15 protein-coding genes are annotated in these 13,590 nt (G+C 63.5%); 8 read left to right on the top strand and 7 right to left on the bottom strand.

The window, feature by feature from the left end:
• Genes NKJ94_RS17030 through NKJ94_RS17015 form a run of 4 tightly spaced genes read right to left on the bottom strand, consistent with a single transcriptional unit; the run spans window position 1 to window position 3,177 of the window.
• Window positions 1-573, bottom strand: coding sequence for an RBBP9/YdeN family alpha/beta hydrolase (locus NKJ94_RS17030; RefSeq protein WP_352526624.1), 573 nt, complete (start codon window positions 571-573; stop codon window positions 1-3).
• Window positions 573-1,880 carry an adenylosuccinate lyase gene (purB, locus tag NKJ94_RS17025; protein ID WP_352526622.1) on the bottom strand — a complete coding sequence of 436 codons (1,308 nt, stop codon included), beginning with the start codon at window positions 1,878-1,880 and terminating at the stop codon, window positions 573-575. The genes NKJ94_RS17030 and purB overlap by 1 nt, the downstream gene beginning before the upstream one ends.
• A gap of 59 nt (window positions 1,881-1,939) precedes the next feature.
• Window positions 1,940-2,440 carry a hypothetical protein gene (locus NKJ94_RS17020; RefSeq protein WP_352526621.1) on the bottom strand — a complete coding sequence of 167 codons (501 nt, stop codon included), beginning with the start codon at window positions 2,438-2,440 and terminating at the stop codon, window positions 1,940-1,942.
• Window positions 2,441-2,451: 11 nt separating this feature from the next.
• The gene (locus NKJ94_RS17015) at window positions 2,452-3,177 is read right to left on the bottom strand and encodes a DUF2259 domain-containing protein (RefSeq protein ID WP_352526619.1); all 726 of its coding nucleotides are present in this window, start codon (window positions 3,175-3,177) and stop codon (window positions 2,452-2,454) included.
• A gap of 262 nt (window positions 3,178-3,439) precedes the next feature.
• On the opposite strand from NKJ94_RS17015, the gene NKJ94_RS17010 reads away from it, so the two are divergent.
• Entirely contained in the window at window positions 3,440-3,694 is a 255-nt protein-coding gene (locus NKJ94_RS17010) for a DUF2171 domain-containing protein (protein ID WP_352526617.1), read from the top strand.
• A gap of 31 nt (window positions 3,695-3,725) precedes the next feature.
• Here NKJ94_RS17010 and NKJ94_RS17005 read toward each other — a convergent pair whose 3' ends face one another.
• Together NKJ94_RS17005 and NKJ94_RS17000 are read right to left on the bottom strand one after the other, a co-directional pair.
• Window positions 3,726-4,745 carry a P1 family peptidase gene (locus NKJ94_RS17005; RefSeq protein WP_352526666.1) on the bottom strand — a complete coding sequence of 340 codons (1,020 nt, stop codon included), beginning with the start codon at window positions 4,743-4,745 and terminating at the stop codon, window positions 3,726-3,728.
• On the bottom strand, window positions 4,745-5,818 hold the full coding sequence (locus NKJ94_RS17000; RefSeq protein WP_352526616.1) for a branched-chain amino acid ABC transporter substrate-binding protein: 1,074 nt from the start codon (window positions 5,816-5,818) through the stop codon (window positions 4,745-4,747). Before NKJ94_RS17000 ends, NKJ94_RS17005 begins: the two co-directional genes overlap by 1 nt.
• A 179-nt stretch (window positions 5,819-5,997) precedes the next feature.
• On the opposite strand from NKJ94_RS17000, the gene NKJ94_RS16995 reads away from it, so the two are divergent.
• The 7 genes from NKJ94_RS16995 to NKJ94_RS16965 all read left to right on the top strand — a co-directional run bounded on the left by NKJ94_RS16995 (window position 5,998) and on the right by NKJ94_RS16965 (window position 12,498).
• Window positions 5,998-6,492, top strand: coding sequence for a flavin reductase (locus NKJ94_RS16995; RefSeq protein WP_352526614.1), 495 nt, complete (start codon window positions 5,998-6,000; stop codon window positions 6,490-6,492).
• Window positions 6,493-6,523: 31 nt separating this feature from the next.
• Window positions 6,524-7,453, top strand: a complete 930-nt coding sequence (locus NKJ94_RS16990) for an AAA family ATPase (RefSeq protein ID WP_352526612.1) — start codon at window positions 6,524-6,526, stop codon at window positions 7,451-7,453.
• Between the two features lie 4 nt (window positions 7,454-7,457).
• The gene (locus tag NKJ94_RS16985) at window positions 7,458-8,702 is read left to right on the top strand and encodes a vWA domain-containing protein (protein ID WP_352526610.1); all 1,245 of its coding nucleotides are present in this window, start codon (window positions 7,458-7,460) and stop codon (window positions 8,700-8,702) included.
• A gap of 26 nt (window positions 8,703-8,728) precedes the next feature.
• Complete coding sequence (locus NKJ94_RS16980) at window positions 8,729-9,067, top strand: XdhC family protein (RefSeq protein ID WP_352526608.1); 339 nt, start codon at window positions 8,729-8,731, stop codon at window positions 9,065-9,067.
• Window positions 9,068-9,132: 65 nt separating this feature from the next.
• Window positions 9,133-9,870, top strand: coding sequence for an XdhC family protein (locus NKJ94_RS16975; RefSeq protein ID WP_352526607.1), 738 nt, complete (start codon window positions 9,133-9,135; stop codon window positions 9,868-9,870).
• A 66-nt stretch (window positions 9,871-9,936) separates the two neighbouring features.
• Entirely contained in the window at window positions 9,937-11,547 is a 1,611-nt protein-coding gene (locus NKJ94_RS16970) for an NTP transferase domain-containing protein (RefSeq protein ID WP_352526605.1), read from the top strand.
• Window positions 11,548-11,580: 33 nt separating this feature from the next.
• Entirely contained in the window at window positions 11,581-12,498 is a 918-nt protein-coding gene (locus NKJ94_RS16965; RefSeq protein WP_352526604.1) for an alpha/beta hydrolase family protein, read from the top strand.
• On the opposite strand, the gene NKJ94_RS16960 is transcribed toward NKJ94_RS16965, so the two are convergent.
• Window positions 12,495-13,544 (bottom strand): DUF1176 domain-containing protein, encoded by a 1,050-nt coding sequence (locus NKJ94_RS16960; protein WP_352526603.1) that lies wholly within the window; start codon window positions 13,542-13,544, stop codon window positions 12,495-12,497. The two genes, NKJ94_RS16965 and NKJ94_RS16960, sit on opposite strands and share 4 nt — an antisense overlap.
• Between the last annotated feature and the right edge of the window lie 46 nt (window positions 13,545-13,590).

The following is a 13,590-nucleotide window of genomic DNA, read 5'->3' as shown; positions in this document are numbered from 1 at the left end:
CTAGAGGTTCGCGTTCTCGAGCAAGCGTCCGAGCATGAGCAGGCCCGCCGGCCACACGCCGAGGCGGGTCTCGTTTCCCATATGGCCGAGATCGCCGGCATCGGCGAGTTCCGCGCCCCAGGCTGCGGCGAAGGCGGTCGCCTTGTCGAAAGTGACGCGTGGGTCGCTGCGGCTCGCCACCACCAAAGTCGGGAAGGGCAGGCGCTTCAGCGGCATCGGCGCGAACGGGCGCACCAGGTCGAATGACGGATCGCTATCCTCGACATTGGTCGCGGCAACCAGGAATGCCGCCGCAACCTTATTGAGTTGGCTTTGGCTGGCGTCGGCAGCCCACTTCACTGCCGTCGCCACGGCCAGCGAGTGCGCAAGCAGCACGACGCGGCGTGGTGCTGCAGCCACCGCGGCATCCACCTGGCCGATCCAGTCTTCAGGCTTCGGCCGGTCCCACTCGGCCTGCAGCACGCGGCTTGAATTGGGGAACACCCGGCACCAATGCGACATCCAGTGATCCGGCCCGGAATTGCCGCGCCCGGGCAGGGCAAGGAAATCGAAATCTCCGGCCGCCGAAATCATCAGGCTTCTCCGAACACTCGGCTGAAGATCGTGTCGACATGCTTGGTATGATAGCCGAGGTCGAATTTCTCGCGGATCTCGGCCTCGGGCAGGGCTGCGGCAACGTCCTTGTCGGCCAGCAGTTCCTCAAGGAAATCAGCGCCTTGCTCCCACACCTTCATGGCGTTTCGCTGTACCAGCCGGTAGGCGTCCTCGCGTGAAACACCGGCTTGCGTTAGCGCCAGCAGCACGCGTTGCGAATGCACTAGGCCGCGGAACTTGTTCATGTTCTTCAGCATGTTGTCGGGGTAGACCAGCAATTTGTCGACGACGCTGGTCAGTCGCGACAGCGCGAAATCGAGCGTCACCGTCGCGTCTGGCCCGATCATGCGCTCGACCGACGAATGTGAGATGTCGCGCTCGTGCCACAGCGCCACATTCTCCATTGCCGGCAATGCGAAGGAGCGCACCATGCGGGCGAGGCCGGTGAGGTTCTCGGTCAGCACCGGGTTGCGCTTGTGCGGCATCGCCGACGAGCCCTTCTGGCCGGGCGAAAAATACTCTTCCGCCTCCAGCACCTCGGTGCGCTGCAGATGGCGCACCTCGATCGCCAGCCGCTCGATCGACGAAGCGATGACGCCGAGCGTGGCGAAGAACATCGCATGGCGGTCGCGCGGGATCACCTGCGTCGACACCGGCTCCGGCCTCAGCGCGAGTTTCCTGGCCACGTATTCTTCGACATAGGGATCGATATTGGCGAAGGTGCCGACCGCACCCGAGATGGCGCAAGTCGCTATATCCTCACGCGCGTGCACCAGCCGCTCGCGGCAGCGCGAGAATTCGGCATAGGCCTGCGCCAGCTTGACCCCGAAGGTGGTCGGCTCGGCATGAATACCGTGGCTGCGGCCGATGGTGATAGTATCCTTGTGCTCGAAGGCGCGGCGCTTGAGCGCCGCAAGCAGCCCGTCAATGTCGGCCAGGAGGATGTCGCTGGCCCGGGTGAGCTGCACGGCAAAGCAGGTGTCGAGAACGTCGGAGGATGTCATGCCCTGATGGATGAAACGGGCATCCGGTCCGACGAATTCGGCAAGATGGGTGAGGAAGGCGATGACGTCGTGCTTGGTGACGCGCTCGATCTCGTCGATCGCTTCGACGTCGAACTTCGCCGCCCCGCCTTTTTCCCAGATGGTCTTGGCGGCCTCCTTCGGAATGACGCCGAGTTCGGCCAGTGCGTCGCAAGCATAGGCCTCGATTTCGAACCAGATGCGGAACCGGGTTTCGGGCGACCAGATGGCCACCATTTCCGGCCGGGAGTAGCGAGGGATCATCAGTCGGTCCTGACTTGCGAGAGCGTTTGCCCGCGTCCTAACAGAGGCAGGCAAAATGCTCAACGCTGCTGCCGCGCAAACCAGACGCTGGCGACTGCGAGCGCAATGAAACCGAGCGGAAAATACAACCGGATGCCGAGGACGACGAACTGGTAGAGCGCCGTCAACATCGTGAACACGAACTGCAAAGCCCAGGTGATGGTGAGCGCGGGCGCATGCCATTGGACATAGTAGGAGCGGTATTGCAGCCCAAAAAGGCCGCCGGTGAAGGCGCTAGTCGCGGCGAGAAGGCAGACGAAGGCGGCGGCGAGGGCGATCTCCCAGTGGCGTCCGAGCGAGACCAGCCGCGCCAGGAAAAGCCCAACCGGGAAGGCCAGCGCACCGCCGGCAGCATAAATCAATGAGACGTAGCGGATCTTTACCGGGGTCTCCCAATCGTACTGCATTAGATTGAGCAGTGCGCTGACGCCCATCGCCATGGCCCACAGCAAGGCACCGACAAATGCGGTGCACAGCGGCGGCAGAGCGCGGCGGAGACGATGCAGGGCGCGGTAGCGCATGGCGGGAGGCGTCACAGGCGGCCGGTCACAGCGATCCAGCGATAGTCCGGCCCTTCGAAGTCGTATTGGCGCACCGCGATCAGCACGGCATAGGTGCTGAGGCTATCCAGCGAAAATGTCTGAACCGCGCCGATCCGGTAGCCATTCGGACAACCGCGGCTTTGCGGTACGGATTTGTCCTCGTGGATAATCTTTGTCTGGCCGCCGTCCTTTGCCTCGATGCGCAGCAGGCGAAAGCCGTTGATCTCGCCCTGGCTCTGGCAACGTTCGGTGTCGTTCATGCCGATCTGGTCGAGCCGGAACTCGAGCGGATCGTCGACGGGCGAAAAGATCGGGCGCGGGTTGACTACCATGCGGAAGGGATCGGCAGAAAGCTCGGTCACCGGGTTGAAGCCGGCGGTGATGCCGCGATTTGCCGTGAGTTCCGCCTGGCTGACGATCGCTTCGCCCCTTTGCCGGGCCTGCAGCCGCGCTGCCTCCGGCGTGGCATTCTCGTCTTCGTGCCGAATCCGGATCGGCGAGCCCTTCAGAAAACTGTCGTCGGCGGTGTCGATGTAGTAGCGGTTGGCATACGGGAATCCCGATCCGTCCTGGACGCCATATTCTTCGAAGGCGAAGACCCCGCCGTCACGGCTGAAGCCGAGGATCTCAAGCTCGGCGACATCGCCTGCGTGGGCGGCGACCAAAGTTGCAAGCTGGGCAAGCAGGCAGACGGCAAACAGGGCAAGATTTCGCATGGGGCTTTCCGTTCAGGCAGTCGACGTCGTTAAATTCCCTATCACGATGCCGTCAAAAGATCGTGCTGCCTGAAACACAAAGTCGATGCATCCAATCCGGCCGCCGTTTGTTATTGTCGGCAGCTTCACCGCATCGGCCCGAAAATCGGAATCGATTTTCCGAAAGTACGATGCGCTGATTTAAAGTGTTTAGAGCGTCCTTTGCGCGTCCAAAGGGACGCGCGGCGCTCTAATGGAGACCCCCATGACAATGGAGACCCCCATGACCGATGCAGCCAAGATTCGCGAACATATGGAAGTGATCGGCGCCGACGGCGTCCATGTCGGCACCGTCGACAAGGTGGATGGACAAAGAATCAAGCTGACCAAGCGCGACAGCGGCGAGGGCGTTCACAAAGGCCATCACCACTTCATTCCTCTCAGCCTCGTTGCCGAGGTCGAGGGTCAGAAGGTGCGGCTGTCGGCAAACTCGGATGTTGCGGTCACGTTCGAGGAAGAAAAATCCGACCTCACCTGATCGCGGTCGCCCGACCATAGCGTCGGCGCGTTCAGCGCGACGACCAGACCGGGAACAGATCGCCCTCGGCAGGCGTCGCGGCAAAGACGCCGCGGCTGATGGCGCGCGCCATGGTGGCGCCGGCCGCGGCGTAGAGATCGATGGCATCGTTGGGCGCGAGCTCAATGCCGCTCTTGCCCGTTGCCAGCGCGAAGACCAGATCGCCGTCGGCGGGCGTGTGCGTCGGCCAAATGGCGCGCACGAAGCCGTCATGCGCTGATATCGCCAGGCGTTTGGCGGCGGCCTTGGTAAGGACGGCATCGGTGGCGATCACGGCGATAGTGGTGTTGCCGCCGACTTCCGTCCGCTCTCCGATATGTTTGTCGCGGAATTTCAGCAGGATATTTCTGGCATCGTCAGGCATCGGGTGGGGATAGCCTAACCCGCCGAACTCGTCGCCGATCTCGAACGGTGCCGCCCAGAAATGGCGGGTCCGGGCGACCGTCACCGAGCCGGTCGGGTTGACCGCGGCAAGCGCGCCGATGGTGACGCCGCTGTCCAGTACCGTCGATGCCGAGCCGAGCCCGCCCTTCAGGCCGGAGCTCAACGCGCCGGTACCCGCGCCGGCGCTGCCGAGCGCAAAGTCGATCGCGGCGGCTTGGGCGGCTTGGTAGCCGAGGTCACGGTAGGGTGGATACCGGCCCCAATCCTTATCGCCGCCATTGCGCAGGTCGAACAGGATTGCCGCCGGCACGATCGGCACGCGAAAGCCGCCCACCTCCACGCCAATGCCTCTTTCGCGCAATGCCGCCTGCACGCCAGAGGCGGCGTCGAGGCCAAAGGCCGAACCGCCCGAAAGCACCACGGCATGGATGGCCTGGATCGAATTGTGCGGCTCGAGCAGGTCGGTTTCGCGGGTGCCTGGCGCACCGCCCAGGATCTGCACGCCGGCCACGGTCGGCTCATCGCAGATGACGGTAGTCACACCGGATTTCAGCTTGGCATTGGCGGCATTGCCGACCAGCAGGCCGGCGACGTCGGTGATGAGATTGCGCGGACCGGTACGGAACATCATTGGCTCTCCGCCGGCACGAAACGGGCGCCATCGAAGCGGAAGGCGCGATAAGGATTTTGCGTCAGGTCGCCTTTTTCGTCAAAACGGATCGGTCCGATCGCGGTGGTGAAATCATGCCCGGTGAGCGCGTTGGTGAGCTTCTCGCCGGAGCTTTGCGCCAGTGCCGAAGCCGCCTTGGCGATCTCGACCGCGGCATAGGCGGGCAGCGTGTAGCCTTCCGGCACGATGTTTTGTGCCGCAAAGCTTTGCAGCACCTTGGGGTCGGCGACGTCGGCCCATTCGGGCGGCGCGATCATCAGCGTGCCAACAGCATAGGGCACGTCGCCGAGCGGCGCGCGCAACGCTTCGCCGCCGGCAAACACCATGCCGGCGTCGAGCTGGCCGGCGTCCCGGCCCATGATCGCGACGTCGTCGCCGTCGCCGCCGGCAAAGACGCGCGTCGCGCCGGCTTTCTTCAGCCGGCCGATCAGACCGATCTGGTTGTCGAGCTGCGGCCGGAAGGTGTCGACGAACACCGGATTCAGCGCCGCCTGCTCGGCCGCTGCCCGAAACGTCTCGGCCATTTCGCGGCCATAGATCGTGCCATCGTCGACGATGGCGAACAGCTCGTTCTGCCATAGGCGGGTGAGGATGGCGGCGACGGCATTGCGCTCGTCGTCGCCGCGCAGCCCGAGACGATAGATCGGCCATCCCGTCTTGGCGCGCCGGTCGGTCAGGCTTTCCGTGCGCACGCCGACGGTGATCACCGGGATGTCGGCATCCTTGAGGATCGGCAGTGCAGCCTCGATTGCGTCCGTGCATAGAAAACCGACGACGACATTGACCTTGGCCGCGGCGAATTCCCTCGCGGCGGCAGCGCCGCCGGCGGCGGTGCAGGCGTCATCGATCGTCCTGATCTCGGTACCGCGGACTTCAGCCGCCATTCTCGCGCCTGCTTCGATCTGTTTGCCGAGGATCGCCGACGGCCCCGACAAAGGTCCCGCGACGCCGACCCGCAGCGTCCCAGCACTCGCATTGCCGGCGAGGAGGAACCAGGCCAGCACCACTATTGTCGTTGTCCAAGGTCGCATGCGAGCGAAGAATTCCTCCGCGCCGGTCGCGTGTTTGCCGGCGCCAATGCCGTCAAGACCTAAAGGCTGGCCAGCTTCGGCGCAACACGCGAATTCGGGATATAGGTCAAGCACTTCGCTTGTGGCATGCAATATGCCGTCATATATAACGGCTGGTTCTGGCTTATGGAAAATCATCGGTGCTGAAGAAGAACGACATAGGGCCGCAGGCCTATCGCGATGCGATGGCCCATTTTGCCGGCCACGTGCATGTGGTCACCACCGATGGCCCCGCCGGCAGGCGCGGTGCGACCGTGATTGCGGCCTGCTCTGTGTCGGACGCGCCGCCGACCATCCTGGTCTGCCTCAATCGAGAAAATCCCAAGAACGAGCCGTTTGTGAAGAACGGCAAATTTGCCCTCAACACGCTGGCTTCGGATCAGGAGCCGCTGTCGATTGGCTTTTCCGGCATTACCGGCCTGCCAGTCAAGGAGCGTTTCGCGTTGGCCGAATGGGACGTCATCTCGACCGGCGCGCCGACGCTGAAGGGCGCGCTGGCGGTCTTCGACTGCGAACTGATCGACACCAAGGATCTGGCCACCCACCGTGTGCTTTTTGGCAAGGTGACAGGCCTGCGCATCGGCGATAATTTGCGGCCGTTGATCTATCACGACCGCAGCTACCACGCTCTGTAGAGGCTTTGATGGCCGCGCCCACGGAGATCGAATGACCGAGCTGAAACCGCGCCCCGCGCCGCGGACCATCGACGAGACGCTCGAGCTCCTGACCGGCGCGGATTATGTGGCGGACCGGTCACTGGCGACCGTACTTTTTCTATCGCTGCGCATGAGGCGGCCGCTTTTCCTCGAGGGCGAGGCCGGCGTCGGCAAGACCGAGATCGCCAAGGTGCTGGCCAAGGCGCTCGGCCGTCGGCTGATCCGCCTGCAATGCTATGAAGGCCTCGATGTCTCGTCTGCCGTCTACGAGTGGAACTACGCCGCGCAGATGATCGAGATCCGCATGGAGGAGGCGGCCGGCAAGGTCGACCGCTCCGACATGGAGCGCAACGTCTTTTCCGAAAAGTACCTGATCCGCCGCCCGGTGCTCGACGCGCTGACCGGCAAGGCGGGTGCCGCCCCGGTGTTCCTGATCGACGAACTCGACCGCACCGACGAGGCCTTCGAGGCGTTCCTGCTCGAAATCCTCTCCGACTTCCAGGTGACGGTGCCGGAGCTCGGCACGATCAAGGCGGAGGAGCCGCCGATCGTCATCATCACCACCAACCGCACGCGCGAGATACACGACGCGCTGAAGCGGCGCTGCCTTTATCACTGGGTCGATTATCCCAATGCCGAGCGCGAGCTTGAGATCGTGCGGCGAAAGGTGCCGCAGGCCAACAGCCGGCTTTCGGCCGAGATCGTTTCATTCATCCAGAAGCTGCGCCAGATCGAGCTGTTCAAGGTACCAGGTGTCGCCGAGACCATCGATTGGGCCGGCGCGCTGACCGAACTCGACAAGGTGGCGTTGGACCCTGAGACGGTTTCCGACACGATTGGCGTGCTGCTGAAATACCAGGACGATATTGCCCGCATCGGTGAGGGCGAAGGCCGGCGCATCCTCAACGAGGTCAAGGCCGAGCTATCGGCGGCGGAGTAGGGCGATGCCGCGTGCGGAACCCAAAGAGGCAACGGCGGACGGGCGCATCGCCGACAACATCGTCTATTTCTCCCGCACCTTGCGCAAGGCCGGGATGCGGGTCGGACCGGCCTCGGTCAAGGATGCCATCGAGGCGGTGCTCGCTGCCGGGATCGGCTCGCGCGACGATTTCTACTGGACGCTGCACGCCGTGCTGGTCTCGAGGCACGAAGATCACGCCACCTTCGACGAGACCTTCCGGCTGTTCTGGAAGTCGCACGAGTTAATCGAAAAGATGCTGGCGATGTTTTCGCCGATCGCTCCCGACAAGCGTGAGAAACAGAAGCCGCGCGCCGCCGAGAACCGCGTCAGCCAGGCGATGTTCGAGGGCCACCAGAAGAACCAGCCGGTGCAGGAAGTCCCCGAGATCGAGATCGACGCGCGCTTCACCTTCTCCGGCAACGAGGTGCTGAGAGGCAAGGATTTTGCCCAGATGAACGCCGCCGAAATGGCCGACGCCAAGAAAGCGATCGCCCAGTTGCGGCTTCCCTTCGACATGGTTCGGACGCGGCGTTTCAAAGCCGATGCGCATGGCCGCCGTATCGATCCGCGCGCCATGATGCGCTCGGCCGCGCGCACCGGCGGCGAGCTGATCCTGCCGAAATTCCGCTCGCCCCGCGAAGTCCATCCGCCGCTGGTGGTGCTTGCCGACATTTCCGGTTCGATGAGCCAGTATACGCGCATCTTCCTGCATTTCCTGCATGCGCTGACGGAAAAGCGCCGGCGCGTGCACGCCTTCGTCTTCGGCACCAGACTCACCAATCTGACGCGGCAGATGCGCCATCGCGATCCCGATGCCGCACTCGCCGACTGTTCTGCCGCGGTGAGGGACTGGTCGGGCGGCACGCGCATCGGCGACGCGCTGGCCGAATTCAACCGGCTGTGGTCGCGCCGCGTGCTGGGGCAGGGCGCGGTGGTGCTGTTGATCACCGATGGGCTGGAGCGCGACGATGTCGCCGGCCTGTCGGAAGAGATGGAGCGGCTGCATAAATCCTGCCGGCGGCTGATCTGGCTTAACCCGCTGCTGCGCTTCGACGGCTTCGAGGCCCGCGCCCGCGGCGTCAAGGCGATGCTGCCGCATGTCGACGAGTTCCGCTCGGTGCACAATCTAGATGCGCTCGCCGATCTCTGTGCGTCGCTGGATAAGAATTCGGTGCGTTCGGTCGACCCGCGCAGGTGGATCGAGGCTGGTGCGAAGCGCGTCGCATAACCACATGTCTCCCACGGAGAAAAATCATGGAACACAGTATCTATCTCGATGAGGCCCGCGACCCGCTGATCATCGCGGAGGGCTGGATGAAGGACGGCAAGGATGTCGCCATCGCTACGGTCGTCGAAACCTGGGGTTCTGCGCCACGGCCGGTCGGCAGCCATCTGGTCATCGACGCCGAAGGCAGTTTCCACGGCTCTGTCTCTGGTGGCTGCGTCGAAGGCGCGGTCGTCACCGAAGCGATCGATGTCATCGACAAGGGCAAGGCGAAAATGCTGGAATTCGGTGTCGCCGACGAGACCGCCTGGCAGGTCGGCTTGTCATGCGGTGGCCGCATCAAGGTCTATGTCGAGCGGCTGGGTTAGAGCATGATCCCGAAAAGTGGCGGCCGGTTTTGGGACAAGATCATGCTCAAAAAAGAGATATCTTGATGGATCCGTACACCTTAAAAACACTGAACGCCGAACGCCGCGCCCGCCGCGCGGCAATCCTGGTTACCGATCTCGGCGACGGCCGCGACCGTGTCGTGCGCGAGGGCGACCAGGTCGCCGGCGAACTCGGGGCAGCCATCGCCAAGACATTCCGCGCCGGCAATTCCGGTACGGTCGAAGCTGAGGGACGGACCTTCTTCCTCAACGCACATCTACCGCAGCCTCGCCTGGTGGTGATCGGCGCCGTCCATATCAGCCAGGCGCTGGCGCCGATGGCCAGGATCGCCGGTTATCCCGTAGAGATCATCGACCCGCGCACGGCGTTTGCCACGTCCGACCGCTTTCCCGACATCGCGCTGCATGCCGAATGGCCGGAGGATGTCCTGAAGCGCCAGCCGCTCGATAGCTATACTGCGCTGGCTGCTCTCACCCACGATCCGAAGATCGACGATTTTGCGCTGAAGGCGGCGCTCGACGCCGGCTGCTTCTACGTCGGCGCGCTCGGCAGCCGCAAGACCCATGCGAAACGCGTCGAACGCCTGCTGGCCTTGGGCGCCACAGCCGACCAGATCGCCCGCATCCACGCCCCGATCGGCCTCGACATTGGGGCTGCCAGCCCCGCCGAGATCGCCGTCGCGGTGCTGGCGCAAGCAATTCACGCTTTTCGCTCTCGCGGCCTGGAAGCCTCCGCATCGGCCCAAAGATCGGAACCGATTTTGGAAAAGCACGATGCGTAGATTCAAAAGAGCAGAGCGTCCTTTGCGCGTCCAAAGGGACGCGCGGCGCTCTGCGGGCGCGGTCGCGTGAAATTTGGCCCCATTCCGATCGATGCGGCCGAAGGGGCAGTGCTGGCGCACGCGACTGCGGCCGGAGATCGCCGCTTCCGCAAGGCGCACAGGCTTAGCGCCGACGACGTGTCGTCGTTGAAGGCGGTCGGTGTTTCGGAAGTCGTCGCGGCCGTGTTGGCGCCCGATGATCTCAGCGAGGACTCCGCCGCCGAAGAAATCGCAAAAAGCATGATCCATCGCAACGTGGAGGCGAAGCCCGCCGCGACCGGGCGAGTCAACCTCCACGCCAAGGCGTCCGGCATATTCACCGTCGACGCGGCGATGATCGACGCCATCAATGCCGTCGATCCGACCATTACCATCGCCACGCTGGCGCAGCATGCGCCGGTCGAAAAAGGTCAGATGGTTGCGACGGTGAAGATCATTCCGTTTGCGGTCGCCTCGGCTTTGGTCGAAGCCGTGGCAAGGATCTGCGCCGGCGGCGAGATCTTTGCCGTCAACGCCTATCAGCCGGTGCGGGTCGGCGTCATCCAGACGGTGCTGCCCGGTATCAAGCCGAGCGTGCTCGACAAGACGCTGCGCGTCACCGAAGCGCGCCTGGCGCGTTCGGGCGGCAGGCTGACGACCGAGCGCCGCACGCCGCATGAAGTCGCACCCGTGGCAGAAGCTGCCGCCTCGCTGATCCGCGATACCGACATGGTGGTGATCTTCGGCGCCTCGGCGATGGCCGATTTCGGCGACGTCGTGCCCGCCGCCATCGAAAGGGCAGGCGGCACCGTCATCCGCGCCGGCATGCCGGTCGATCCCGGCAATCTGCTGGTGCTCGGCACGCTAGACGGCAAGCGCATCATCGGTGCACCGGGCTGCGCCCGCAGCCCCAAGGAGAACGGCTTCGACTGGGTGCTCGACCGGCTGATCGCAGGCCTCGACGTGACCGCGAGAGATATTGCCGGCATGGGCGTCGGCGGGCTGCTGATGGAAATACCGACGCGGCCGCAGCCGCGCGAGCCGCTGCCGGCCAAAGCCGAACCCAAGGTCGAGATCGTGCTTTTGGCCGCCGGCCGCTCCAGCCGAATGGGCGGGCCGAACAAGCTCTTGGCCCTATTCGACGGCAAGCCCTTGGTCCGCCGCACCGCCGAACGCGCGGTCGGTTCGAAAGCAGCGGGCACCATAGTCGTCACCGGCCACCAGCGCGAGCGCGTGCGCAGTGCATTGGCGGGCCTCGATGTGACCTTCTCCGACAATCCGGATTTCGCCGAGGGGCTGTCTTCGTCGCTGAAGGCAGGCATTGCCAAGGTTGCCGGCGACGCCGCTGGCGTCATGATCGTCCTCGGCGACATGCCCGGCGTCGCCTCGGCCGACCTCGACAGGCTGATCGAGGCGTTCCGCAAATCCGAAGGGCGATCGGTGGTGCGCGCCTCCCATGATGGACGGCGCGGCAACCCGGTGCTGCTGCCGCGCTCGCTGTTCGCCGCGATCGCTCACCTCGAAGGCGATACCGGTGCCCGCCATCTGGTCGAGGCCGAAGGGCTCGACGTCATCGATGTCGAGATCGGCGAAGGGGCAGCCGTCGATGTCGACACGCGCGAGGCGCTGGAAAGTGCTGGCGGCGTGCTGCAGGATTGACAAACCGAAGCCGAAAAACGCATGCCTTTGGGCATGGCTTTTCGTTTCCGCTTCGCTGTCCGGTTACCCTCCTCTGGCCTGCCAGCCCTTCTGATCTCGATATTCTTCTCGTTCTCCTTTGCCGCTTACGCCAGCGCTCTCGAACTCAAACCTTTCAAGGACGATCTGTTCGCCTATCCGGCCACACTTTCGTCCGAGAGCAACGGCGCCTATACGGTCATCGATTATCGTGAGCTGCGCGATATCAACGCCCGCGACGAAGTGCCTGAGCGCCGGGTGCATGCGCAATACACCGATACCGGTGTGCGCAAGGTGCAGCAGGATTTGTTGCTGAAGACCGATGCCGGTGACGTCCGCCACATCGCCGTCGGCAAGGCCGAGGGCGCCAGCATCATCGTGCTCTATCTGCACGGGCAGGGCGGTAGCCGTAAGCAGGGTGCTGACGATTTCACTTTCGGCGGCAATTTCAACCGCATCAAGAACCTGATGGCCGGTAATGGCGGCCTCTATCTGTCGCCGGACTTTTCCGATTTCGGCGACACCGGTGCCGCCCAGATCGCCGCATTGATCGGCCACTATGCCGAACAGTCGCCGCGCGCAAAAATCTTCGTCACCTGCGGCTCTATGGGCGGCGCGTTGTGCTGGAAGCTGGCCGCCCGCGAGGACACCGGCGTGCGCATCGACGGTCTGCTGCTGCTCGGCTCATTATGGGACGAGAGTTTCTTCGCAAGCTCCGCATTCAAGCGCCGTGTGCCGGTCTTCTTCGGCCAGGGCAGCAAGGATCCGGTGTTTCCAATCGAGAAACAGGAAGCCTTCTTCCGATCGATTCTGGCCAAATCGAAAACCTACCCGACCCGCTTCGTCCGCTTCGAGACTGGTACGCATGGCACGCCGATCCGAATGACCGACTGGCGCGGCACGCTCAATTGGATGCTGTCGAAGACTCCCTAAGGTGCGGTATTGTAGTCGAGCACGGTCTGCGGGTTGATCTCGCCGTCATAAGACGCGTCGACCTCGTACTGCACCAGCGAGAAATTGCCGTGGCGAAACAGGTAGGTGCCGGCCGACGAGGCGTCGCCAACGCCGCGCCATTTGTTCGAAGATGAAATCGTTTTGGTGGCCTCGTCATATTCGGAGTTGACCAACTGATCGTCGGTCTGGAAGCCGATGATGTTGATGCCCTCGACCTTGCCTTCGCTGTTGTTGTTCTCATAACGAATATCGAGTTCCGGTGACGCGAATTGAAGTTGCCGGACGCCCGATACGTCGTCGTAAATGTAGTAGACGGCGCTCTCATTGTACGCAGCCATCGAACAGAAAAAGCGGAACAGCCGCGTCTCGCGTTCGGGCTCGTCATCGGCGGCACCCGCATCCTTGTAGCGGAGCGAGTAGGCGTCCGGCTCTCCAGGCGGATCGCCGCCGGGCATGTCTTTGTCGCATTGCTCGCCATAGGTCGCTGCGAAGGCCTTCTTGGCCTGCTCAAGGGCTGCGTCCTTCTTCGGCGGCGGCGGTCCGTCGCCACAGCTTGCCGGCACGGCCTCGTCGAAATCGGCCTTTGACGGTTTCAGTGCACCCTTGTCGATGAAGATCGGGCGAAATGGCGGTTCCTGGATCGAGGCGTTGATCTGGCGCAGCGTATAGCAGCCGGCAAAGACATTTTCGCTGCCGTCCTTGGCCGTCGCCCGGATGGCGACGGGAACGCTGTAGTAAATGCTGCCGGCGGCACCGTCTTCAGACACACCACCGGTTTTGACTTCGACCGTGTCGGTGCCGTCATAGCCTTTGACGAAGCTATTGAAATCCTTAGCCGGCTTGGTGTCGCCGAAATAGTCCCAGGCGCGCGCGAATTCGTGCCGGCTGATGGCGCTGTAGAGCGAGCGGATGACTGCTTCGGCATCCGACCTGTCGTCGATATAGGGCGCCTCGGCGGCGAGCACCGATTGGCAGGTAACGGCAATGGAAAGAAAAGCGGTCGCTGCGAAACGGGCGCGTCTCATCGGGAACCTCCACTCGATGAAAAATCCTACCATATCGATTGCGGCG

Source organism: Mesorhizobium sp. M0060, from assembly GCF_040323155.1.
GTDB lineage: Bacteria > Pseudomonadota > Alphaproteobacteria > Rhizobiales > Rhizobiaceae > Mesorhizobium.
Note: the sequence above shows the minus strand (reverse complement) of the source record. Positions and strands in the feature narration are given on the sequence as shown.